This is a genomic window from Lentilitoribacter sp. Alg239-R112, assembly GCF_900537175.1.
Lineage (GTDB): Bacteria > Pseudomonadota > Alphaproteobacteria > Rhizobiales > Rhizobiaceae > Lentilitoribacter.
Genome location: NZ_LS999834.1, coordinates 504,807 through 529,840, shown reverse-complemented (window position 1 = coordinate 529,840; position 25,034 = coordinate 504,807). Strand labels below are relative to the sequence as shown.

18 protein-coding genes are annotated in these 25,034 nt (G+C 44.3%); 6 read left to right on the top strand and 12 right to left on the bottom strand.

Going from position 1 to position 25,034, the window contains the following annotated elements:
- Window positions 1-13: 13 nt before the first annotated feature.
- The 5 genes from G3W54_RS15830 to G3W54_RS15810 all read right to left on the bottom strand — a co-directional run bounded on the left by G3W54_RS15830 (window position 14) and on the right by G3W54_RS15810 (window position 8,517).
- The gene (locus G3W54_RS15830; RefSeq protein WP_162654237.1) at window positions 14-3,658 is read right to left on the bottom strand and encodes an efflux RND transporter permease subunit; all 3,645 of its coding nucleotides are present in this window, start codon (window positions 3,656-3,658) and stop codon (window positions 14-16) included.
- Window positions 3,659-5,128 carry an HlyD family efflux transporter periplasmic adaptor subunit gene (locus G3W54_RS15825; RefSeq protein WP_162654236.1) on the bottom strand — a complete coding sequence of 490 codons (1,470 nt, stop codon included), beginning with the start codon at window positions 5,126-5,128 and terminating at the stop codon, window positions 3,659-3,661.
- A 170-nt stretch (window positions 5,129-5,298) separates the two neighbouring features.
- Window positions 5,299-6,285, bottom strand: a complete 987-nt coding sequence (locus tag G3W54_RS15820) for an Hsp33 family molecular chaperone (RefSeq protein ID WP_162654235.1) — start codon at window positions 6,283-6,285, stop codon at window positions 5,299-5,301.
- A 103-nt stretch (window positions 6,286-6,388) separates the two neighbouring features.
- Window positions 6,389-7,306 (bottom strand): ornithine carbamoyltransferase, encoded by a 918-nt coding sequence (gene argF, locus G3W54_RS15815; protein WP_174244258.1) that lies wholly within the window; start codon window positions 7,304-7,306, stop codon window positions 6,389-6,391.
- Between the two features lie 38 nt (window positions 7,307-7,344).
- Complete coding sequence (locus G3W54_RS15810; protein ID WP_162654233.1) at window positions 7,345-8,517, bottom strand: aspartate aminotransferase family protein; 1,173 nt, start codon at window positions 8,515-8,517, stop codon at window positions 7,345-7,347.
- Window positions 8,518-8,898: 381 nt separating this feature from the next.
- On the opposite strand from G3W54_RS15810, the gene G3W54_RS15805 reads away from it, so the two are divergent.
- Together G3W54_RS15805 and G3W54_RS15800 are read left to right on the top strand one after the other, a co-directional pair.
- Window positions 8,899-9,432: a GcrA family cell cycle regulator gene (locus G3W54_RS15805; RefSeq protein ID WP_162654232.1), complete on the top strand. Its 534-nt coding sequence runs from the start codon at window positions 8,899-8,901 to the stop codon at window positions 9,430-9,432.
- A gap of 78 nt (window positions 9,433-9,510) precedes the next feature.
- Entirely contained in the window at window positions 9,511-10,131 is a 621-nt protein-coding gene (locus G3W54_RS15800; protein ID WP_162654231.1) for a DUF2799 domain-containing protein, read from the top strand.
- Window positions 10,132-10,137: 6 nt separating this feature from the next.
- On the opposite strand, the gene G3W54_RS15795 is transcribed toward G3W54_RS15800, so the two are convergent.
- Window positions 10,138-12,066: a glycosyltransferase family 2 protein gene (locus G3W54_RS15795; protein WP_162654230.1), complete on the bottom strand. Its 1,929-nt coding sequence runs from the start codon at window positions 12,064-12,066 to the stop codon at window positions 10,138-10,140.
- Between the two features lie 44 nt (window positions 12,067-12,110).
- Here G3W54_RS15795 and G3W54_RS15790 point away from each other — a divergent pair, with 44 nt between their 5' ends.
- A complete protein-coding gene (locus G3W54_RS15790) occupies window positions 12,111-12,983 on the top strand; it encodes a transporter substrate-binding domain-containing protein (protein ID WP_162654229.1) in 873 nt (290 codons plus the stop codon).
- 2 nt (window positions 12,984-12,985) lie between these two features.
- Here G3W54_RS15790 and G3W54_RS15785 read toward each other — a convergent pair whose 3' ends face one another.
- The 4 genes from G3W54_RS15785 to G3W54_RS15770 form a co-directional block, all read right to left on the bottom strand.
- Entirely contained in the window at window positions 12,986-13,801 is an 816-nt protein-coding gene (locus tag G3W54_RS15785; RefSeq protein ID WP_162654228.1) for a sterol desaturase family protein, read from the bottom strand.
- An 84-nt stretch (window positions 13,802-13,885) separates the two neighbouring features.
- Window positions 13,886-14,317: a tellurite resistance TerB family protein gene (locus tag G3W54_RS15780; RefSeq protein WP_162654227.1), complete on the bottom strand. Its 432-nt coding sequence runs from the start codon at window positions 14,315-14,317 to the stop codon at window positions 13,886-13,888.
- A gap of 88 nt (window positions 14,318-14,405) precedes the next feature.
- A complete protein-coding gene (locus tag G3W54_RS15775; protein WP_162654226.1) occupies window positions 14,406-15,107 on the bottom strand; it encodes a helix-turn-helix transcriptional regulator in 702 nt (233 codons plus the stop codon).
- Window positions 15,108-15,242: 135 nt separating this feature from the next.
- Window positions 15,243-15,860 carry a 2-hydroxychromene-2-carboxylate isomerase gene (locus tag G3W54_RS15770; RefSeq protein ID WP_162654225.1) on the bottom strand — a complete coding sequence of 206 codons (618 nt, stop codon included), beginning with the start codon at window positions 15,858-15,860 and terminating at the stop codon, window positions 15,243-15,245.
- A 282-nt stretch (window positions 15,861-16,142) separates the two neighbouring features.
- Between G3W54_RS15770 and G3W54_RS15765 the strand changes: the two genes are divergently transcribed.
- A complete protein-coding gene (locus tag G3W54_RS15765; protein ID WP_162654224.1) occupies window positions 16,143-19,757 on the top strand; it encodes a peptidoglycan-binding protein in 3,615 nt (1,204 codons plus the stop codon).
- A gap of 26 nt (window positions 19,758-19,783) precedes the next feature.
- On the opposite strand, the gene pdeM is transcribed toward G3W54_RS15765, so the two are convergent.
- Window positions 19,784-20,500, bottom strand: coding sequence for a ligase-associated DNA damage response endonuclease PdeM (gene pdeM / locus G3W54_RS15760; RefSeq protein WP_162654223.1), 717 nt, complete (start codon window positions 20,498-20,500; stop codon window positions 19,784-19,786).
- A 1-nt stretch (window position 20,501) separates the two neighbouring features.
- Window positions 20,502-23,006 carry a ligase-associated DNA damage response DEXH box helicase gene (locus G3W54_RS15755; RefSeq protein ID WP_162654222.1) on the bottom strand — a complete coding sequence of 835 codons (2,505 nt, stop codon included), beginning with the start codon at window positions 23,004-23,006 and terminating at the stop codon, window positions 20,502-20,504.
- Window positions 23,007-23,167: 161 nt separating this feature from the next.
- On the opposite strand from G3W54_RS15755, the gene G3W54_RS15750 reads away from it, so the two are divergent.
- Together G3W54_RS15750 and G3W54_RS15745 are read left to right on the top strand one after the other, a co-directional pair.
- Window positions 23,168-23,437 (top strand): DUF6460 domain-containing protein, encoded by a 270-nt coding sequence (locus tag G3W54_RS15750; RefSeq protein WP_162654221.1) that lies wholly within the window; start codon window positions 23,168-23,170, stop codon window positions 23,435-23,437.
- A 6-nt stretch (window positions 23,438-23,443) separates the two neighbouring features.
- Entirely contained in the window at window positions 23,444-24,799 is a 1,356-nt protein-coding gene (locus tag G3W54_RS15745) for an MATE family efflux transporter (RefSeq protein ID WP_162654220.1), read from the top strand.
- Window positions 24,800-25,034 lie beyond the last annotated feature (235 nt).

Here is a 25,034-nt window from a genome sequence, read left to right as displayed (position 1 = left end):
TTTGATCCCAAATTTACTCCGCTGGTGGATTTGATGTTGTGGCCTTATTCGGTGAATTTTCTCGAATTTGACCAAATATAGCCGCGAAAACTGTTCTTATATCGTTACCCACACCAACGAGGGCAGGCACGAGAAACAGAACGAGGAATGTTGAAAGTGCAAGACCAAACACGATTGTAATTGCCATTGGCAGGAGGAATTGTGCTTGTCGGCTTGTTTCAAATAATAGCGGCAGTAATCCGCCAATAGTTGTGAGTGATGTCAGCATCACAGCGCGCAGGCGATCAAGGCTGGCACCAATAGCAGCTTCTGCTTGATTTACACCTTCTCGTAATCGCTCATTGAGGCGAGCAACTAAGATAATGGAGTCGTTGACCAAAATACCGGATAAGCCAAGCAGGCCTATGAATGATAAAATCGTGAGTTTGAATCCCATCAACCAGTGACCAAATACGGCTCCGACAATACCAAATGGGATGATCATCATCACAGCAAGAGGCTGCCAATAGCTGCCAAAGAACCAAGCTAAGATGATATAAATCACAATGATGGCAATGATGGCGCCAAGGCGGAGATCTGAAAACGCGTTCTTTTGTTCCTCTGAGCGCCCACCAAAGCTATACGTAACGCCATGTTTGGCGGCAATTGATGCAAGCTCGCCGGCAGATGTAAGCGTTTCGGTTACTTTGTCCGTTGTGGAGACATTATTATCAATATCACCTGAAACAGAAATCGTGGTTTTGCCATCGCGGCGCTTTATGGATGCAAAGCCCTGTCGCTCACTAAGATCAACAATTTCAGTTAACGGCACGAATTGGCCAGATGGGCCTTTAAGGGAAAGGTTTCGTAATGCTGCCAGCCCGCTTTCGCGCAGTTCAGCACTGACACGAACCGTTACTTCATCATCGCCGCGTGCAAATCGGAATGGGACATTACCTTCAAATGAATTTCTAATCTGCCGACCAACATTATCGATGGAGAACCCCAGTGCGGAACCAAATGGCGTAAGTTGCATAACAAGTTCTGGTTTTCCGTAAGGTAAATTATCCTCAACACCCGATACACCTTCTAGCGTTGAGAGAAGTTGTGCGACATCATTGGCTGCCGCTTTGAGCTGTTCTGAACTATCTCCCTGTAAGCGAACCTCAACATCTCGTCCGGGAGGGCCTCCGCGAGATTGAGCAACTGAGAAACGTTGGATGCCAGCAATACGTGGAGCTTCCCTGCGCCACGCGCTCACAATGTCATTTGTCCTAACTGAGCGAAACTCTGATGCTGTTAACTGAACATTTATTCTTGCCTGTACAGCCCCGTTTCTATTGGATGCACCAAATGTTGTGAATATAGCGCTGACAAGCTGCTCGTTTTCATCAGTTAATTTGTCATCCGCATCGCGAAGCGACTTTTCATATGTTTCGATGGCTTTGAGAGCCTGATCCTCCGGCAGGCCAGCATTGAAAACAACAATACCAGTAATATTTTCTGCTTCCGGGGACGGGAAGAATACAAATTCTACTTTCCCACTTTTAATTAGCCCGACAGCCAAAACCATGACGAGGCCTGCAGAAAAAGCAATGGTCACATATCGCCAATTATAGGATAGGCGCACCAGCCAGTGAAATGGATTGTCGCGGAACCAATTAAAACGAGCATCAAAGTTTCGGCGGAACCAACCATCGCCCCGCCTTTGAGCTTCCAATTCTTCTGCTGACATTTTGCTTTCTTTACGTCGAACAGATATCTCGCTGAACAGCACGATAATGACTGCGGTCACGATACCAGCAACCATTAAATTAATACTCGGAATTGTAATTAGGCTGCCAATAAATGAGCGTATATTTTCAAATTCACCAGATCCAGAAGCTAACGACGAATAGATATTCGCAAGTATCAAACATCCCAACGAAGTTAAAGTGAATGTTATGAATGGGCGCAGGAGCTTTATGAAGATAAACTCAATAATGGTTGCAAAAGTAAGGGCTGATAGCGCTGCGAGAGCAGCTCTCATGAACGACGGCATGTCAGCCAATTGAGCCAATAATGGAGACGCTGATTTATCGGCACCTATGCTTAGTCTGTTTAAAATAGCTGCCAGCGTTAGTGTCATAATCAACGCGATGAAGAACTGACGCCAATAGGACCAGCGAACGATTTTTTTTGTTCTAAGTGAATGAGCCAAATGTCCTGGTAGAATTAAAAAGCACTCAATCAAACTTGCAATGAGCACTGCTATCACTACGTAGGGGAGCACACCCATGATTTGACCAATAGTGTCATTGATCAAAAGGATCGGGCTAAATGCTGCAAGGGTGGTCAGCATTGCTGCCATCACCGGTGTCATCATCATGCCGACGCCATTTTCTGCCGCGGTTATATTGTCATCTCCCGCTTCCAATCTGGTGTTGGTGTGCTCTCCAACCACGATTGCGTCATCGACAATGATGCCAAGCATCATGATCAAGGTAAACAGTGTGATCATATTAATGGTCTGTCCGATGACCAGCATAAATCCGATGGTCGCTAAAAGCGCAATAGGAATTCCTGCAGCAACCCAGAAAGCGATGCGTGCGTTGAGGAAAATAAACAGTGTGAGGACGACGATAAGTAAGCCGCCCGCCGCATTCTTGACCAAAAGCAATATGCGTTCTGACAGTGCTTCCGATGATACGCGGTAAGTTTTTAATTCGATATTATCTGGCAACTGTGGTCGAATTTCTTCGATATAATCAAACAAGATTGCAGCTGTTTCTAGCGTATCCGCAGATGGTGCTCGGCGCACATCCAGCTCAATCGCTGCTAAATTATCTGATAGCCCGCGTGTGTCACTGCTATTAAATGAATCTTCAATTTTTGCAATGTCGCCAAGTTTAACCTTTTCTCCTGTAGGGAAAGATTTAATTTCAACATCCCGAAGCCCATTTATGTTTCTGGCGTTGGCCAATGCTCGCAACTGGCGTTCGATATCACCATCGACATTGCCAGATGGAATATCGCGACTATTGCCGCCAATGATGCTGGAAATTTCAGACACTGTGGTTGATAGCCGCCGCAACTCGCGTTCTGGCACGGTGATTGAAATCTCCGAGGCGCGCAATCCCGAGAAATTAATTTTATCGATGCCACGATCGATGAGATCATCACGGACGCGTTTTGCCCAGTCGCGTTTAACGCTTTCAGATGCGGAACCGCTTATCGATAGCCGTGCAACGGCATCGAAAAATTGAGAGCGACGAACTTCGGGTGTTTCTGCATCTTCTGGTAAATTGCCAATGGCTTTTGCCGCAGCTTCAACCTCAGAAAGGGCTTCCTGCATATTGGCCCCTTCTGCGAATTCTAACGTGATAGCGCCATTGCCTTCAGATGCGGTAGATGTCATTCGTTCAACACCATTGATGAAGCGTAATTCTGGTTCCGCAACTGCTAACACGTTGACTTCAACATCTTGTGCGCTTGCCCCCGGCCAGCTGATATAGACGCCAATATTCGGACGGTCGACTGTCGGGAAGAACTGTGTATTGATCTTGGCGATGGCAAAGGCACCAAAGATAATCATCAACACCATTAGAAGGTTGGCGGCATTTGGGTGACGAATAAACGTGCTGATCAGCCCGGCCCACCCATTTTTTACAGCTTCTGTTTGCTTGGCCTGGAAGTTCATCTAACTATCTGTTCCGTTAGCTGTCGCCTTCTTGCGAGGTAAACGTTCATCCCCGTCATGTTTTTTCTTGTTACTCGTCTGCTTTTTATTGCCATCAGAAAAACGGCCTTTTCCTGGGGCTTGAACGGGTATGCCGTCATTCGCCTCGGTAAGCCGGGTAATTAGTAGTTGGTCCCCGTCATTAATCTGCTCGCCGCCTTTCTTAGATGAAACAATCGCATTACTGCCATCAAAAGCGAGTATTTCGATATCTCGTCGTGCAAGTTTATCGTCTTTGACAACAAAAACGTACGATTGATCGTAGATCGATGTTTCCGGAACATTGATTGAAGAGCTGTAAAGTTTATCAGGCACTATAATCTCAACAAATGCGCCAGGACGAAGTTGAACAGCGTGGCTAACCGGATCAATACGCGCTACAACTTCAACACCGCCTCGGTCGGCAGCAACTGTTGCTCCGATGCGATTAATTGTGCCGCTATATTCATAGTTTGTCTCGCCGATCGTCCAGTCGATTGCTACTTTGCGCCCGATAAGCTGGTCGCTATCGATAGCCATCCGTCCATATTGGGCATTTGTGAGGGTAAATCGTACCTCCAGAGATTTGTCATCATAAATAGATGCAATAATATCGTTACTGCTAACTGAACGACCGATTTCTGCATCAGAGTTGGAGATGATTCCGCCAAATGGTGCGAATAATTTCGTGTTTTCCAGTTTGCGTTCAGCCTCACGAAGCTTCCATTTCAATCGTTCGGTGTTTGCGAGTTGTTGTTCACGTTGCGCTTCTGCAATAATAATATTGTTACGGCGTAGACCGACGGATTGCTCACGTTGCGAGACAATCAGCATCCGATCATCTACTTGCTTTTTGGTCAACGTGCCCGATTGTGACAAAGATTGTGCGCGAGTTAAATCGGCACGTGCAAGATTAAGTTGCTCATTGGATGATCTAAGTTGGTCTTTTTCCGATGCAAGCCTTGCTTCAATCTCACGAATGGCACCCTCTACTTGAGTGAGGTTTGCTTTCGCCTCAAGCACTGCACCTTCATAATTAAATCGATCAATTTCGACTAAAAGGTCGCCTTTTTTAATACGAACGCCAGCGGATAGGTTTGGATTTACATCTATAATCTCACCACCAACCAAGGGGCGCATATCAATTTTAGCTGCTGTCTCGACCTCGCCATATACGAGTACTGTCGGACGATGATCTTGGATGGTAACATTTCTGGTTTCAACGGTTAAGGCTTGCCGTGTGAAAGGTCTTTTACCCGGCTCGTCACGACTAGAAATTAAACGTTCCATGGCAAAATATGAGCCAAATAAAACGGCACCCATCAATATGAATTGTATGATTGCTCTAGTGGCGACCATAAAAGGCGAGCGCCTAGCCTTTGTTACATCTTGAATTGGTTCGTCAAGAGCGGGCTTTGTCTCTACGGTTTCAGAAATTGGCTTATCCAGCATGTTAAGATCCACTACTAACCAAGTATGCCGTGTATCGATCAGGATTTGCAAGTTAACAATTGTTCATGTTCGATCAGACATGGCTTCATTATTGAATACGCAAACTCACCCAAAAGAGATGAGTTAAAGGTTTCTTCATGAGATAATTTATCTAACGGCGCTTTGTTAATCTAGAAATCGGACATGGTGAAGGCGTGCTCGGTAGAGCAAAATTCGCACACGACCGAGATCTTACCATCAATTGCAGTTTCTTGGAGTTCATCCGGTTCCATTTTTGACAATACGCCGAACAGTTTCTCACGAGAACAGCTACATCTATCATCTACTTTTTGCGCGTCATAAATTCGAACTCCTCGCTCATGGAAAAGCCGATATAGCAGCCGTTCAGACCCTATTTGTGGATCTGTTAGCTCATTTGCTTTCACAGTTTGGAGTAGTGCTTTTGCCTCGACCCAAACATCATCTTCAGCATGAGAGGCCTCTTGCGAACCATGAGGTACATCGCCACCAGGAAGATCAGCTTGGCGCATTCGACCTGGTGAGTGGGGTAAGAATTGCATGAGTAAACCCCCAGCGCGCCATTGATGTTGCGATGTGGCATCTTCCTCTTTTGTAATAAGTTCGGCAATACCGAGCTTTATTTCTGTTGGAATTTGTTCAGATTGGCGAAAATAAGTTTCCGCCATATCAGACAGAGTTTCCCCTTTCATCTCTACAATTCCTTGATAACGCTGCATGTGGGCGCCTTGATCAATGGTAAATGCCATAACGCCTTTGCCGAGCAACTGATGTGGCTGGTTCATACCATCGGCGATTGCTAAATCCAGTTTGGCTTGGTCAAATTGCGCGTAAGCACGCAACGCATCTGGTGCTTGAAAATCGGCAACCAACAGTTCAACGGGGCCATCGCCCTTGGTTTGTAGAATAAGGCGCCCTTCAAATTTTAACGATGTGCCCAAAAGTACAGTTAAGACAGCAGCTTCTGCTAGCAACTGTGCCACTAAGTCTGGGTAATTATGTCTGCTTAAAATTTGATCGAGCATTGGCCCGAGCTGTACCACGCGGCCGCGAACATCAAGCCCTTCTACCTGAAACGGGACGACGTGATCATCACCAGATAATTTCAAGTCGTCTGTATGTTGTTCAAAAGATTCCATGTGTTTTGCTCGTCAAAAAAAAATTGCCAATTAGTGAAGATCTTTATGTGGAGCTTTCATCTTGTATTTTCAATGGCAAGAGGAGTTCTCATTATAAGCGTTCCTATAGAACGCCCATACACCATTCGATGATGGCCTTTTGCGCATGCATTCGGTTTTCTGCCTCATCAAAGACCACCGACTGCGGACCATCAATCACTGCATCCGTAACATCCTCACCTCGTTTAGCAGGTAGGCAATGCATAAAGAGTGCATCAGGATTTGCATGAGACATGAGTTCTTCGTTCACCTGAAATGGCTGAAAAACATTATGACCTTGTGCTTTATGTTCCTGGTTCATAGACACCCATTTATCTGTGATCACGCAGTCAGTGCCAGTGACTGTTTCAACAGCGTCATGACTAAGGTTGATCGTAACGCCTTTAGCACGCGCGAAGTCGACATATTTTTGTTCTGGTTCAGAACCTTTTGGCGTACCAATATTCATATTGTAACCCAATTGTGCCGCTCCTTCGAGGAGTGAGTGTGTTACATTATTACCATCACCCACCCATGAGAGTGTTTTGCCGGTAATTGGGCCGCGGTGTTCTTCATATGTCTGAATGTCTGCCATGATCTGACATGGGTGTGTATCATCTGTTAGCGCATTGATCACAGGAACTGTCGCATGTTTTGCAAGTTCCAAAAGACGGTCATGTTCCATCGTGCGGATCATAATAATGTCAACATAGCGAGATAAAACTCTAGCAGTATCCGCCATTGTTTCAGATGAACCGAGCTGCATTTCCTGACCGGATAATATAATTGTTTCGCCACCGAGCTGTCGCATGCCTACATCAAAGGAGACGCGTGTTCTTGTCGATGGTTTTTCAAAAATCATCGCCAGCACTTTGCCTGCAAGTGGTTTATGTACACCACCATCCGCAAGTTTCTTCTTTGTCGTTTTAGCCTGTTCAATCATGCAGCGAAGCTCGCTGGCATCAATATCTGCTAGATCCAAAAAGTGACGTTTGTTTTCCAACTGTGACATGGTGGGTGTTCCTAAAATAAAAACAGTACTTAAAAAGTTGCAAGAGCTTGTCGAAGTCGAGTTAATCCGTCTCTCGCCTCTTCCGGCGTTATAGTTAGTGGCGGAAGTAAACGAACAACGTTATCACCAGCAGGAACCGCTAAAAGCTTCTGCCCGCCCATCGCAGCCAGTAAATCCAGATTTGGGATTTTGCACTGAATGCCGATCATCAAGCCTGATCCGCGTATGTCTTCAATCACGTCAGGATATGTATCACTCAACTCCGCCAAACCTTGCTTAAGAATATTTGCCGTGGTGATGACATTATCTAAGAAACCATCTTCCAAAACTACATCAAGAACAGCGTTGCCAACAGACATAGCCAAAGGATTGCCACCAAAAGTCGTGCCATGTGTTCCGGGCACCATTGCGCCAGCTGCTTCTTCTGTTGCTAAACAAGCGCCGAGCGGAAAACCCCCGCCAATGCCCTTCGCAACAGCCATAATATCTGGCGTGATGCCAGACCATTCATGCGCGAACAGTTTGCCGGTTCTGCCAATCCCGCACTGAATTTCATCAAAGATTAGCAGAGCACGAAATTCATCGCACAGGTTTCGCATTTCCGTAAGAAACTGATTTGAGACGCTGCGTATACCGCCTTCTCCTTGAATAGGCTCGATGAGCAGTGCGGCGGTGCGCTCACTCATTGCGTTTCTCAGCGCTTCAATATCATTGAGTGGTACTTGGTTAAATCCGGGTGCTTTTGGTCCGAAACCTTCTATATATTTCTCCTGACCACCCGCTGCGACAGTTGCAATCGATCGACCATGAAAAGCCCCCTCGAATGTAATGATCTCGTATTTGTCAACATCACCTTTTGCAAAATGATAACGGCGTGCAGTTTTAATAGCACACTCCATTGCCTCAAGGCCGGAGTTAGTGAAGAAAACTTTATCGGCAAATGTGTTTTCGACAAGGCGATCGGCGAGTTTTACCTGTCCGTCAATTTGATACAGATTTGAGATGTGCCATAATTGTTCAGCTTGAGATTTTAATGCCTCAACAAGATGGGGATGACAATGCCCAAGAGAATTTACTGCAATACCTGCGGTGAAATCCAGATACTTCTCATCTTTATCTGTTTTAAGCCAAACCCCGTCCCCGGATACAAATTTGGTTTCAGGGTGATTGAAAACTGAAAATGTTGACGTGGCGGATGCCATGCCTGCCTCCATATAGATATTGCAAAATTATCGCTGGGATGAATTGATCATCACGGGGGTTTAAAATAAAAAACCGCCCTTTTCGGACGGTCCAGTCATTATCACAATTTCGTATTGCAATGTCAATCGAACGAGAAATATGCATTTTTTTGGGTTTTCCCAAGATTTTGGTCGGATTTTACGTAAGTTGGGGAAAACTTCAAATTCCGAATCAGGATGATTCTTCGCCCCTTGTCACGGAGTCCTACGATCACTAGCTTAAGAGATAGTTGGTTAAAATGCGACGGACCCAGCTAAATTTGTATCGAGTAACAATGTGCCCTTGTCGGCGCAACGCTGGTTGATTCTGTTTTATAAAATATGGTGAATACGGAGAACGTTATGAGTTGGACTGATGAACGCGTGGAGCAACTAACGAAACTTTGGGCCGATGGTTTGAGCGCAAGTCAGATTGCTGCCCAGCTCGGTGGTGTTAGTCGTAATGCGGTCATCGGTAAAGTTCACAGACTCCATTTACCAGGTCGTGCAAAGTCTGGTGGTTCACGGGCACCTCGCGCAAAACGCCCTGCTACAACCACACGCACTTATACAAGCCGCGCAGGAACATCGGCGCCACGTAGTCCCTCAACAAGAGGCAGCGGAAGTGGTGCCGCCGCAACCGCGCTTAATACTGATGTTGATGCTGTTGCTTTTCAGGAAGTTGACATTCGACCAATAGAAGATGTTGTTGTTCCAATTTCAAAGAAATTGAAATTAGTTGAGCTTGGCGAAAATACATGCAAATGGCCGATTGGTGATCCAATGGCTGATGACTTCCATTTCTGTGGTAATGACTCGGCAGATTCCGCACCCTATTGTAAGTATCACTCAAAACTGGCTTACCAGCCGACATCAGAACGTAGACGTTCGCGCTAGTTCAAGAATATTCGAGCTTGAACTCTGGCAATATATTCAGTAGTTTTCTCATACTATTTAGTGTGTAAGGGGCTGGCTGTGATTTCGTCTAAATTTTCAATAGTAGTTGTTTTTATTGCGATTATTGGCATTCTTTCCGGGTGTGCTACGCTTTCGAAAGAAGAGTGTCTTGCAGCTGACTGGATGGTTATTGGTGATGCTGATGGTGCCGCAGGTTATGCTCCGCAAGAACGCTTTGCCGGGCACACGAAAGCGTGTGCTAAAATTGGGGTAGTTCCCGATCAAACACTTTGGAACCAAGGCTATCAAAAGGGTGTTATACGTTATTGTACGCCTCAAAATGGTTTGAGTGTTGGAGAAGCTGGAAAATCATATGCAAATGTTTGCCCGCTTAACAGTTCTGCAAGTTTTCAACAGGCCTACGATTTGGGTAAGAAGGCTTATGATATCCGACGGAGCATAGATAGTAGAAAAAGCTCTATCTCGTCACGGCAAACGCAGATTAGTGAAAAATTTAAAACGATTGCCAGCTTAACTCCCGCGCAACAAGTTGCTGCACAGTATGAACTTGCTGAACTTAATCGACTAAATTCAGATGATCAGGCTGAAATATCCCGATTGACCGGCGAGCTCGCTTTGGCCAATCGTGATATCCAAGATTTTAGGTTGCAGATCTCACGCTATAATAACGGGCTGTAGTGAATTTTATTTTTCCGGGATGAGTTTTGATTGAACAGGCTGGTGCGGTGTTTTCTCCCATTTATGTGCTTGGTTGGGAAGTTGTGTAATTGCGCGCCAGCCCGCCCACGACATAAGTAGCCAGTAAAACGGTAACATAAGTAACCATTTTTTCTTTATGTCTCGTTTTTCGAGAGGAATAAATGCGCGCCATCCGGCTAGAAAGAAAATGAAATAACTACCGAAGAGATTGAATACATCTATAAAAAATAAGAACTTATCAGTATTTGTGATAGCACCAGTTCCGTATGTAACTCCTGTGTATATACTATGTGAGATGAACAGATAAGCAAATGGGTGCGCTAATGCTGCGACAAGCATGCCTGCAATTATGATTTGAAGGCTTAAGAACCCAATAATCTTATTTTGCTTAAACAGATTGAGTGGTCGTCGCATGAAAACGAGCCAAGTTTGCATCCAACCCTTAAGCCAGCGTGTCCTTTGTTTGATCCAGACATCAATGTCTTCGGGAGCATGTTCTAATGTGGGTCTTCTAAGTACGCCAGTATGATATCCATGACGATAAAGCCTTATGCCAAGGTCGGCATCTTCGGTGACATTATTCGGATCCCATCCGCCGACGGCTTTCAGTGCTGATCTACGGAAATGATTTGACGTTCCGCCAAGAGGTATAGGCAATCCAAAATATGATAAAAGCGGTATTAACCTTCGAAAAAGACCGGAATATTCAATTCCAAAAAGTGCTGTTAGCCAGTTTTTTGGCGCGTTTGAGATGACAAGAGGGGCCTGCAAACACGCTAACTTGTTATCGGATGTTGAAAATACTGAGTAGGCTTCGCGCAGTTGGTCTGGATTGGGAATATCTTCTGCATCATAAATTGCAATAAAATCGCCTCCGGCACCGTGAAGTGCATATTGCAGTGCCTTGGGTTTTGTGCTGGGCGGCATGGGAGGAACTGTAACTATCTCAAACTGTGAGCCAGGATTTGCAGCCTTTATTGCCTCAATAGTTGCCGTATCATTTTCCTCACAGATGAGCTTGATATCCAATCGACTTTTTGGCCAGTTGAGGCGATCCAAAGCCCTAACTAATTGACGAGCAACAGGCGCTTCATCATAGAGCGCAACGAGGATGGTATACATAGGCAAAGGTTGATTGCCTATTGTCGTTGTACGATTTGTTTCATCCGCAGTAAAAAATGCTGCCGCCAATTTCAGTAGATTGGAAGACAAGTATAACAGTGACAAAAACGTGTGGAACACGGTCATGGTGAGGCTCGTTGATGCACTTGCAAAAAATAGAAAGCATGACAATGCAAAGCCGCAGACGAAACTTTGCCAATTGGTCATTAAATGTCTAGCGCTCATCTCCGGTGAATTTTCAGGTAATTCTCGGATTGTGTCTTTTACACGTTCTTTCTTTCTAAATTGCCAAACGGTATGTTTAATTGTTTGGAAACTGGCTATTGCAAGCCGATTTTGAAGCTCAGGTTTTTCAATAAGGTGATCATTCAGTCGTATTGCTTCTGAAATATTCGGAGAAATAACCGTTCTAATAACTTCCCGCTCGACGATACGTAAGGGGCCGCGCCGCTTTAATAAAACGTCGATATATTGAGAGCCCACAACCACATTTGCATCAATCTGGTTCAAAAATGGCAAATTTAGTCGTTTAGCAAGCTTATGAAAATGTACTTCCTCATTCAATAAGCCGCTTGCAAAAACTTCTTCTTGAATGGTGGTGAAGTTTCTGCGTGAGGCTATTACTGCAGATTGTAAGCTATCGGGACTGATGCCAATTGAGATGAAATATGCCAATTCTTGCTTCTCACGGTCAATGTCAAAAGCTTCTTCTGGTACTAACTTTTCGGGCGCAGCCAAATTTTCAGTCAAATTTTTGATCGAATGGTTGTCGCTATCGGTACTGGATGACATAATATATTCGAACACTTACAATTACATACACGGTTATGTTGAATATGATGCTACTTGCAAACAAAAGTATAGCCCCTGATTGGGCTAAAATGGTGTGTTTGGCTCTTTTCTTGGGCTTAATCCCGATAAAATTCGCAATTGCAGATAAAATTGTCGTACCAAATTACTTCGATGCAAAAGAACGACTGCCTATTGCAGAGGTTTCTAGTATTGAGAGAATTCGGTTTTTGACCACAGTTGACTTCCCCCCATTCAACTTTTTAGATCAAACAGGCCGCCTGTCCGGTTTTCATATTGATCTTGCTCGTGAAATTTGTATTCAGCTCAACATTTTGGAACGCTGCCAAATTCAAGCTGTCGAGTGGGATGAATTTCATACGGCACTTAAGCAGAAAAAAGGCGATGCAATTATCGCTGGTATCTCAATAACAGATGAAACACGAGCAAAATATTCCTTCACGAGAATCTATCTGGAATTGCCGGCAAGATTTGTAACTCAAAAAGGAAATCTGATATCTCTTGCGGACCTTAAGAGTAATTCCGGGCTTAAAGTTGGTGTTCTGAAGGGGACGGCGCATGAGGCGATGTTGAGAAGTTGGTACCCAAAATCCAATCAAATTCCTATAGATGATCGTAAAGTGTTGTTTGATGCGCTTAAAGCCAAGGATATTGACGTTCTATTTGGTGATGGTCTTCAAATGTCATTTTGGCTATCAGGCAAAGAATCTCAGGATTGCTGCATATTTTTAGGGGGCGCCCATCTGTCGCGGGATTTCTTAGGAAGCGGGCTTTCTATTGCCGTAGAAAAGGGCGATCAATCCCTCATCAATGCATTGAATTATGGGCTTTCTTTGATAACTAAAAATGGTCGCTTTGATGAATTGTACTTAAAGTACTTTCCGAACGGAATTTATTGAAGTTATTTGTTTTTTCTGAATGGAAGTAGCAATGCCCAAATCAAATTTGAACTTTTTGGACCGCGGTATTCTTTCAGACCAATTTCTATACCATCATGTCCAAGCTTAGGCTCATGGCTGTAAGTCATAAATATTCGATCCCAGAATGAGAAGTTAAATCCATAATTGGAATCTGTTTCGTTACGATCACTGGAATGATGTACGCGGTGCATATCAGGTGTAACTAAAATGGGGCGAATTAATTGATCAAGCCAAGTCGGAAGTTTCACGTTGGAATGGTTAAACATAGCCATTCCATTGAGTACAATTTCGAAAACCAGCACGGCAACTGCAGGTGCACCCAGAACCGCAATAATCATGATTTTCCATATCATGGATAAAACAATTTCCAGTGGATGAAATCTCAGTGCAGTTGTCACATCAAAACCGTTATCTGCATGATGCATTCGATGAATTCGCCACAGGATAGACCATTTATGACTAACCAGATGTTCAAACCAGACAATAAAATCAAGGATAACAAATGATAATATTCCGGCGATCCAAACAGGGGTGGAGGTCAGATTAAATAGACCAAGATTTTTGGTCTCAAGCCATATTGCGGCACCAACTGCCGCCGCGGGAAATATTATGCGTAAGCAAAGAGAAGATAAAACAACCATTGAAATATTGGTAAACCACCGTTTTGTTTTCAATGCCCCCCGCATTTCATCGCGTTCTAACTTAGGATGAAAAAGTTCAAGAAGCGCCATAGCTGTCAAAACGGTTATAAAAACTGACAGTCGAACAACAGGCTCTGAAAATCCAAAAAGTGACATAGATACATTCCATCTTCAATGGTCTTTAGTATTGCGATATATCACAAGCAAAGCACACTTGTTCGATTATTGGGAATCCAACTATTAATCTCGTTCCGACGAGCGCGCTCTACGAAATCTTGCAATAGCACCACGTTCAATGGCGGCACAAGTCAACTTATCTAGTTTGAAAATATCTCTAACGAGTTGGAGTATTCTGATTTCTTCAACGCGAACGTTTAGGTCTGCGGAAGCTAGATCGACTGCAACAGCATAAGCTGTGTCATAAAGGCGCTCCGGAATAGCTTCTTGTATGGCCTGCAGAGCATGGCTCAAACCCTCTGGTTCTGCGAGAATAGCTGAACAACGCCTCGTTGTTGGTAGTAGGTCTTCTTCTTCGAATGCTTCAAAGATCGGTAGGTAGCGGGTAAGTCTACCCATCTTCGCAAGCTCTTGATCATTCATTTCCCGATCAGCTGCGGACATAATTACCATGAGGTATATGATGCCTTCTTGCGGTGAGATTTCACTTACCATTTTACGACTTTATCCTGAACATACGGCGCTTGATTTCATATTTTGTGATTTCGATTAGAATACAGAATGAAGACGATTTCAAGATCCATTATTGGCTTGCCCAGATAATCCGAGCCGTCCATTCGATATCCTTTTTATCAAACTGCCTATTGGGGTGTTCTGGGTTCACCGATAAAAGCTCGATAGTTTGTACCGTATCACGTGCCAAAATTTTTGCCATGACTTCACCATCATTCGTTTTGACGACGACGCGGTCCCCTTTTCTTAAAGTGGCGTCTGGTTCAACTATTAAAGTATCACCATCTCGGTACAAGGGCAGCATAGAGTCACCTTGAATTTCAAGCGCGTAAACATTGTTTGCTGTGCCCAAGTTTGCAGGAAAGTCTATCTGCTCCCAACCTTGGCCAGCGGGAAAGCCTGCATCATCAAAAAATCCACCTGCGCCAGCTTGTGCAAAGCCAAGGACGGGAATGCCACTTGCCGGTATGCTGCCTGTTATGGTGCTGTTTGGTTGCCTGGCAAATGAGCCGTTTGGCAGTCCCTCGTACCGAGATTTTCCATCGTCATTTGCGAGCAATGCAAAAGCTTCAAAGCTGGTATTGGTTGCCTCAATTATTTTGGAAACGGATTCGGTAGAAGGCCAACGTAACCGTCCATCAGAACCTTCGCGTTTTGACTTATTAAAGGATGTTGGATCAAGCCCAGCCAATCTGGCAAGGCCCGAAGTTGATAAGTTATGTTGAGACGCTAAAGTTTCTATAGCACCCCATATTTGGGCGTGTGATAGCAAATTACATATGCTCCATTACATCAGAAATCTGAACTAGATTTTGTAAAATATCATAAAACTGATATCTAAATTAGTAAAGTAAATAGGAAATTTTTCCCTTATCCTAAATTTTGCCCAGTTGAATGCCTGAAACGGTTAGTCAGCGGAAAATGGAGTGCGGCCTGAAGTTAGCGCAGCGTCGAGATGCTCAATTCTATCTTGTCCCCAAAAAGCTTCTCCATTGAGCACATAAGTTGGTACCCCAACGGCATCAGCCTTGATCGCATCTTGTGAATTTTGTTGTCTTATCGCATCCATCTCGTCACGTTGGGCTTTCGAAATAATATCCTGAGCATCAAATCCACTCGAGCGAAGTAATTCTGCAACGACATCCTGATCTGCGATGTTTTTATTTTCAGCCCAGACCGCTGCAAAAACCTTGCCCATATAATCGGCAGGATTATGTCCGTCTTTGATTAATGCAATAACTGTTTTATCCGCAAGTTGCGGATCAGTTGGGAAATATTCTGGGCGAATATTAATAGGTAGATTTCGATATTCAGCGACACGTTGCAATTCTATAAATCGCATGCGTTGGCGAACAGGCGGACGTTTTGCTGGTGGTACTGCACCAGAGACTTCCCAGATTTTGAATAAATCAACTGGTTTGAAATTTAGTTGAGCACTGTGTTTTTCCGCAACGCGCAGAATTTCTTGGTGACCAAGATATGCAAACGGTGAAATTGAAAAGTAATAATAGTCGATTTGTACCATGATCGGTCTCCGGTTCTCATTTAATGCACTTCAATTTCCCGCAAGGTTCGGGTGTTACGCCTAGTAAAACGAGTACTTTGAAGGGGTGTCGCAGTCAAAAGTTATAAAAAAGTAACAATAGTTAACGGCTTGTTTACCATATTTCGACGATGTTGCACTTAGTAAGTTTGCAATAGTGATTTGTTTTAGCGTTTCATGCTTTTGCAACTCAGCGAGTCAAAATTGTAATACGATTATATGACCTTTTGCGGGTAAGCTCCAACTGTCGGGACGAACGGAAGAATGAACGGATCCAGATCAAAGAACCATAATTTGTTTGCTGATGAGTCGACTTTTGAGACGCTTAGCAGAACAATAGAAGATCTAGAAAAGAAAATTCTCGGTGTTTCAAACGCGAATCCTAGAGCTGCAAGCCCTCTTGAACGGACTCATAGTAATTCAACAGATTTTTCACATTCAGCCAATTTGAGAGATGAAGTTCGCGCACGTCAGCATAGTTTATCTGGCGGTAACCCGCCGAGCTTTGCAAGAAATGTTAATTCAAGAAATACTAATCAGGGTTTCTTGCAAACGTCATCTACTCAAGAGCAAAATCACTTTAAACAAAACAGCCAATCATCTGGTGAGCTGGCGGGGCTTCTTTCACAGTTACGACGTGAGCTGAAGCAAGATATGCAAGCGACGATAAACGGTGAAGTTGGGCGTTTGCAAAAGGACATATTGGATCTGCGACATACAGCGATCAAAGATAATATGCCGGCTTCACTTGGGTCTGATTTGGAGCAGATCGCTCAAAGTTTGAAACAGCTAGAGGCAGGATATCCGGTTGATCAGGGTAATCAGGACATCGATTCACTGCGTCTGGAAGTGGATAGTTTACGTAATCTAGTTGATAAGTTAGCACGTGAAGATACCTTGGTTGGTTTGGATAACAGGTGGAGTTCCATCGAGCAAAATCTGCAAGGGTTTGATCCAAACATTATGAAAGGTGAGTTTTCTGATTTATCCGGACGGTTAGCCGAAATGCGTCTCGTGCTCGCCAATATGAATGAAAACGGACCAATGCTTCGACCGCTTGAGGAAAAGCTGGAGAATATATCTTCAGCAGTCGCGGCCTTGATAGATCGGCCAGAGCAAGCACAAAATTACACTCAATTTACTGAATTTACCAGTCAAACGGAACAACGACTGGCGCAACTTGCAGATCAAATTGAGGGTCTTTCAGACCGAAGTGAAGCGGGGCTGATCGATAGAATTGAGGCGATTTCATCGCGAATTAACACTCTGTCAAATGAAGATGCTTATCAAAATCTTGAGAAGCGAATGGCGCATCTGCAGGCGAGCTTAGATAATAGTTCTGGAGCAGGTCATTTTCCGCAGCTCGACGAGCGTTTGAGTGAACTATCTAATAAAGTAGACGCAATTGATCAACGCGCTTCTACGGTTGAGACTGCCGGAATTGAACGCCTCGTGTCTCAATTGACAGATGTTGCTACTCAACTTGACAAGCGGGCGCAACCTATTGAAATTAATGGAATAGATCGATTAGAAGAACAGCTGTTGCAGTTAAACGCACGTCTGGACAATAGTAGGGAATCCGTTAATCCAAATGTTGATGGATTGCAGCAACAGATCGAACAATTATCTGAACTTGTAAGAGGAACTAATGTTAGTGATGTTAGTGAAAAACTAGATAACTTACACGAGCATCTCAACACAAATGACGAGTTTGTTCTTGAGGCAGCTAAACAGGCTGCAGAAGCAACCTTGCAAGCACATGGCTCAACACCCGCCCACGGTGATAGCACGAATAGCAATACTGATGACAATGTAATAAGTGGGCTTGTGAAAGAATTAAAGCACCTTGAAAATCTTCAACTCTCAAGTGAAGATCGGAATATAAAAGCTTTTAATACCGTGCAACAATCGCTCGTCAAGATCGTCGAGGGGCTCGAGCGGCTAAATAGCCAAGTGAGTGACACACCGTCCACATTAAATTCCGTTTTGACTGAACAGCACGCTGCGCCTTCTCAATCATCTGGTTCGGATGCTTATCAAGCAGTTGAAAATCAGACAGCACCTGCGCTGGCGCCCGAAGAAATTCCTTTCAGAAATGAGGAGGATGTTCCCGAAGTTATTTCCTCAGCGCCTCATGTGATGCCAGAAGCCGCAACTGCATTTCTAGAAGAACGTGTATCTGAAGAGGAACCTCGTGAACAAGCCGCTCCTGCAAATGGTACAAATTCGTTACTTGCGGGACTGGCAAGCCGGATGAAAACTGCTGTTGTGGATAAGAATGAGCGCGCTCAAGCGCCTCAATCAGAAGATCAACTCGCGCCGCGAAATGTACTTGATGAACTTGAAAGCGAATTTGCAGACGAACCACTTGAGCCTGGTTCTGGTGCACCTGATATTAACTCGATCATGCAAAAAGTGCGTGATGTTCAAAAATCACGCAGTACACAAGAAACCACGTCCACAAACTCCAACCCTCAGGATTTAGTTTCTGCGGCACGGCGCGCAGCCCTAGCTGCTTCTTCCGAGGTAGGGGCAGAAGAAGAGCAACCCAGAAAAAGGCGTTTCCAACTCAGGGAACCGGGTAAAAACAGTCCCCTTGTAAGCAAGCCGGTGCTAATTGCTGCTGGAGCGATTTTGGTTGCCATTTTAGCATTTCCCGTTGTGAAGCAAGTGCTGGATATTGGTGGCTCATCTGGGCAAACTGAGCAAATCAGTTTGGACCAAAGTAACGATCAATCTTTCAAATCTGAAGATGTTACCCCTCAGGTCGTTCAAAATGACACAAACAGCCCTGTCGAAACACCGTTGGAAAATGCCGCGCCGCGCATTGTTGAGCTGCCCAATACAACCGCGTCGACAGAAGGAACTGATATCCAGGAGCAAGATATTTTCGCTTCGGCTAACAAGGATGAGAGTTCTGCCAATCCGCATGTAAATGTAAGCGAGAACGCAGATGACGTTATTGCTGCAACACCAGAAACTATAGCGCCGTCGCGCCAGGTCGCACCAGAAACCTTAGCAGCTGTAAATGAGCTTCCGCCCTCCATCGCTTCCGGCGCTTTGAAAGAAGCAGCACTTTCCGGTGATCCCATTGCGCTATATGAAATTGCGGCGCGTTATGCAGATGGTCGAGATACAGATGTTGCCAATGATAAAGCAATGAAGTGGCTTGAGCTTTCTGCTGATCAGAATTTTGCACCCGCTCAATATCGTTTAGGCAACATGTATGAAAAGGGTGAGGGTGTAGCTAGAAATTTGGATAAGGCTCGCGAGTTATACCTGAAATCCGCAAATAACGGCAACATCAGTGCAATGCATAATTTGGGCGTATTGCTAGCATCAAGTGGAAGTCTTGGCGAGATGGAAAAAGCTGCAAACTGGTTCCGTCAGGCAGCAGATTTTGGTGTTAGAGATAGCCAGGTCAATATGGCTATTCTTCATGCTAGGGGTGAGGGGCTTCCACGTGATTTGGTTGAATCATATAAATGGTTTGCAATCGCTGCTGCACAAGGTGATCAGGATGCGGCTGTTAAACGGGATCAAGTGTTGAATGCTTTGCCAGAAGATCGTGCGAAAATAGCTCAGGAAAAAGCCAAGTCATGGGTGGCAAGCCCTGTTGATAAACTTGCGAACAATGTACAAATTCCAGATGCATGGGTTTCAAGAAACTCTGGAACAGCTTCCATTGATATGCAAAAAGCCATCAAAAATATTCAAGCCATTTTGAATAATAATGGGTATGATGCAGGGCGCCCTGATGGTATTATTGGTGCGAAAACGACAGATGCAATCAAAGCATTTCAAACGTCAATTGGTATGGAGCCAAATGGACAAATTTCGGATAAACTTGTTCAAGAACTGTTGAAGCGTAATGGCTAACATCAGTAGTTAGCTGCTGCCAATTTCTATGAATTTAGGCGTGAATATGAAACTGGGTAGAGTTGTTCCTTACCCAGAACGAATGCATTTAAATCAGACTTCAGAAACAGGCCTCTAAAAGCGCGATGTTGCAGTGATAGACAGCCAGTTGTTGTACCAAAAGCAGGCAAGATTAAGCGTTTGCCGTCAGATGCAAAACAAGCCCTTCGAACGGATTTCCCTCGACGTGTTATTTTTGCCGCTGGGTGTAAATGGCCTGCAACTTCTCCATCGGCAGCATGTGCAACAGGCTCATGCCTAAATGTAAGCTTTTCAATGACAACTTCATCGCAAAACACACCGCCAAAGTCCTTTGGAGGTTCAGGGTCATGGTTGCCAGATATCCATATCCAATCGGAATTTTTCTGCAGTTTTAACAGCGAAGATCTGTAAGTTCCTGGCAATTGTGTTGCGCCATGCTTGTCATGAAAACTATCTCCTAGACTGATTATTGTCTTCGGATTGTAAAATGATATGCACTCTTTGAGCCTAGCAAGCGTTGAATGCGTATCATAAGGGGGATGCATGAGGCCGCGCCTTGCAAACGCGGCTCCTTTCTCAAGGTGGAGATCGGATACGACAAGAACTTGGCTATCGGGTAGAAAAATAACACCGCGATAGTCATATAATATAGCCGTTCCATTTACGGATGATTCAACACATTGAAGCGGCTGGTGATCAATTTTTGAAACTAAATTTTTCATCTCAAATACTGCCGCCTAGCTCTTTCAAAAAATCGTCCGCTGCTTCTGCAAGTATGCTTTCCTGCGCTTCGCCATTTATAGGCTCACGACCTATCTCCAGCATGATAGGGACTGCGAGCGGAGAAATTTGATCAAGCTTTTGGTGCAGAATATGTCCTTTTATACGCGCTAACATATCACTTAACCTTCTGATATCCAACAGTCCTGTGGCGGCATCTTCGCGAGTTGCTTGCAGTAATATATGATCAGGTTCATGGCTTCGCAGCACATCATAAATCAAATCCGCAGATATGGTCACTTGTCTGCCTGTTTTTTCTTGTCCTGGGTGCCTGCGCTCTATCAGACCTGAAATGACAGCACAATTTCGAAATGTGCGTTTAAGGAGCCATGATTCATCAAGCCACGCTTCTAAGTCATCTCCTAACATATCTTCATGGAATAATTCAGATAATTGGATCGTGCCATTCGTCATACGCGCGCCAATATCATCAAAAGCCCAAATGGCTAGTGCATAATCTGTAGCAACAAACCCCAGTGGTTTTGCATGCATCCGTTCAAGACGACGTGTTAGAAGCATGCCAAGCGTCTGATGAGCCAGACGACCTTCAAACGGATAGATAACCATGTAGTGCTTTTCCTGACGCGGAAATGTTTCCAGTAAAAGTTCATTGCGGCTGGGGAGTATTGAATACTTCTTTTGTAACTGAAGCCATTCTCGTACTTGAATGGGAAGTTTCTCCCATTCCTTTGGTTCGGCCAGCATCTTACGAACTTGTTCGGCAAGATAGGTCGAGAGAGGAAATTTACCCCCCGCATAGGCCGGAATTTTAGGTGAATCATCGAAGGTTTTCGAGGCAAGACATTCGTTTTCGCGAATACCTTCAAATTTCAGGACTTTACCACTAAAGAGAAATGTATCACCGGGGGTTAGCGCCTCAAGAAAGTATTCTTCAATTTTGCCCAATGAGGGACCACCACGCCCAAAAGATCCATTTTTTCGCTTTGAAACAAGCCTAACATTTAACATCGGAGCTTCAATAATTGTGCCGATATTGAGGCGATATTGTTGAGCAATTTTTGGGTTTGATATCCGCCACAGACCCTCTTCTGTCTTCCTAATTCTCGCATATCTTTCATAGGTTTTGAGTGCGTAGCCGCCTGTTGCGACAAATTCTAGGATCCGTTTGAAAATATCCTTTGGCAGATTATGATAGGGTGCAGATGTAATCACCTCACTATAGAGCGCCTCGTCCGAAAAGGGTGCAGCGCATGCCATTCCGCGAATATGCTGTGCAAGTACATCGAATGCGCCTTGTTGAAGCGGCGGTGTATCTTGTGCACCCAGATAATTTGCATTCAGCGCAGCTTGACATTCCATTACCTCAAACCGATTTGCTGGTACCAATATCGCTTTACTTGGTTCATCCATTCGGTGATTTGACCGCCCAATGCGCTGGGCAAGGCGGCTAGCACCTTTTGGTGCGCCGATGTGAATAACAAGGTCAACGTCACCCCAGTCGATCCCCAGATCAAGCGTCGAGGTTGCAACGACAGCTTGTAAAGCGTCATTAGCCATGGCCGCCTCCACTTTGCGTCGCTGATTTGTATCAAGTGAGCCGTGATGAAGCGCAATAGGCAAATTGTCGTCGTTGATTGTCCAAAGTTCCTGAAACAACATTTCAGCCTGGCTGCGTGTGTTTACAAATAAAAGCGTGGTTCTATGGGCTTTAATTTCCTCATAAACCTCGCTCATTGCATATCGGGCTGTATGACCAGACCAAGGAATACGCTCCTTTGATTTTAAGATCGAAATGTTGGGTTTAGCTCCGCCTTCGACAACTATCTTCTGAGCTAAATTGTTTTCTTCAGAGTTTTGTGGTGCAAGCCATTTCTGCAAATCTAAGGGGTTGGCAACAGTTGCGGATAATCCAATTGTTTGCATATTAGGTGCATGAACACGCAAACGCGACAGAGCAAGCGCCAATAAATGCCCGCGTTTAGATATAACAAGTGAATGAAGTTCATCGAAAATAATGTATTTAAGGCCTTTGAAGAAGTCATTGGCTTGTCCATTGGCTAAAAGTAACGAGATCTGTTCTGGTGTGGTGAGCAATATGTCAGGCGGGTTAAGTTTTTGTCGTTGCCGTTTATGTTGCGGTGTATCGCCCGTTCTGGTTTCTGTGCGAATGTCCAATCCCATTCCTGAAACGGGGCGATCCAGATTTCGCTCGATATCTACCGCAAGTGCTTTGAGTGGCGAGACATACAATGTGTGTAATCTAGTTTTTTGTTTTTCTGGCTTGGCTCGCTCGCGAGATGCCAGATCCACCAATGAAGGCAAGAAACCTGCCAAAGTTTTACCTGCGCCTGTCGGAGCTATTAACAGTGTTGAAAGTCCATCTTGGGCATTTTTCAACAATTGCAATTGATGCGGACGGGGTTGCCAATTCTGGTCGGCAAACCAGTCATCGAATATTTTTGGTAATTGGCCCTTAAGTTGGGTCATATAAATGGAATCGCGATTTCATGGAACCAGAATCTAGGTCGGCTTTGAGCAACATGCAAGCCACATCATTTCAAAGAAGTAAGCTTTATTCTTTGGCGAAAAGACTTGAACAATTTCTGCCGCATAGTTATGTCATAACTACCTCACAAATGGAGAGTTGCATGTCTGGAAAAGTAGACCAATTTTTAGGTGATTCAATCGGTCGGACAATTATTAAGTTGCTCGTTATATCTTTTGTGGTTGGTGTTGTGATGGCCGCTATGGACTGGTCACCCTTTGATATTTTTTACGGTATAAGAGACTTTATCATCCGTATTTGGCACCAAGGCTTTGCCGCATTAGGCAGATTTGGCGAGTATTTAGCTCTCGGAGCAGCGGTGGTTATTCCTGTATTCATTTTATTACGTATCCTGAACTATCGTAATCGTTGATAACAGATGAGCGCGCCTCATCAAAAAAACAGAGCCGAAATTCGTCCGTTTGAGGTCACAAATAAGCTCGTCTTTTCAATAGCTTTACCCATGACGCTGGCGTTTTTGACAACGCCCCTGCTTGGTCTTGTTGATGTAGCAGTAGTTGGTCAACTTGGAAGCGCTGCTCTGTTGGGCGGCCTTGCAATATCTGTCATTATATTCGACCTGATTTTTGGCACCTTTAATTTTCTAAGATCGGCAACAACTGGCCTTGTGGCACAAAGTTTTGGGCGTGGAGATGAGATGGAGCAACAAGCCACATTTTGGCGCTCCAGTGCAATAGCCATCGTGCTTGGGATAGTTCTGATAATCTTTCAGAACGCCATACTAACACTCGGACTTGTTGTCATGGATGCCAGCGCCAACGTATCTGATGCCGCAACACGTTACTTTGATATACGAATATTATCAGCTCCTGCTACGCTGATGAATTATGCAGTTCTTGGTTATGTTCTTGGTCAGGGCAAGGGGCGTTTAGGCCTGTTTCTGCAGCTGGTTTTATATGTTACTAATATTGCTCTTTCCATCTTCCTTGGTCTTAATTTAGGTTGGGGGTTAGAAGGTGTAGCTTGGGCAACTGTAATCGCAGAATATTTTGGCGTATTGATCGGTTTAGTTGTTGTTGTATCTAAGTTTTTGCCAGAAGCGAAACCAAGTTTTTTACGAATTATTGATGGCCAAGAATTCAGGAAATTAATGTCGCTCAATGGCGATATCATGATTCGTAGTTTTGCGCTGGTGACTGCTTTTGCATGGTTTACTCGGCAAGGTGGCCAGTTTGGCGATCAAACGCTCGCAGCAAATGCTATATTGATCAATTTCGTTATGATTGCTGGATATTTTTTGGATGGTATTGCAACAGCAGCTGAGCAACTTGCAGGTAGATCAATAGGTGCCAATTATAAGCCAGCGTTCATAAAAGCTATTAAGCTGACTGTCATTTGGAGTTTCATTCTAGCAGGAGTGCTTTTTGTCTTCTTTTGGATTTTTGGTAACGTACTTATCGATATCATCACAACGGAAGAGGATGTTCGACGAATTGCGAAAACCTATTATCTTTGGGCTGCGTTGATAGCTTTTACGGGCGTTGTCGCATTTCAGATGGATGGGGTCTATATCGGTGCTACATGGTCGCAAGATATGCGTAATATGATGCTTCTTTCACTCGCAGTTTTCATAATCAGTTCATTGATTTTGGCAACATATTGGGAAAATCATGGGCTCTGGGTTGCCCTCAATATTTTTATGGGTATCAGGGGAATATCACTTACGATGATTTTACCTCGCAAAATTAAATCTGCATATCAGAACGTAGCTTGATAATCGTTTGTTATAAGATGTTCAGATATTTTACATCCACCGGTCAAACTAAGGTGAAATCCTAAAGACTTATTAACCATGTTCTTTTAAGTTTTGGTGAGAACGTGGAGTAAGTTATGCTTGTGTTTTGGGCACCCGAACGCCAACACCCTAAAAATATAAACTCGCAGCAGCAGTCTATATCTGCTCCTAGAGGGCTTTTGTGTGTCGTAAGACTGGAGAATTTGCGTCATGT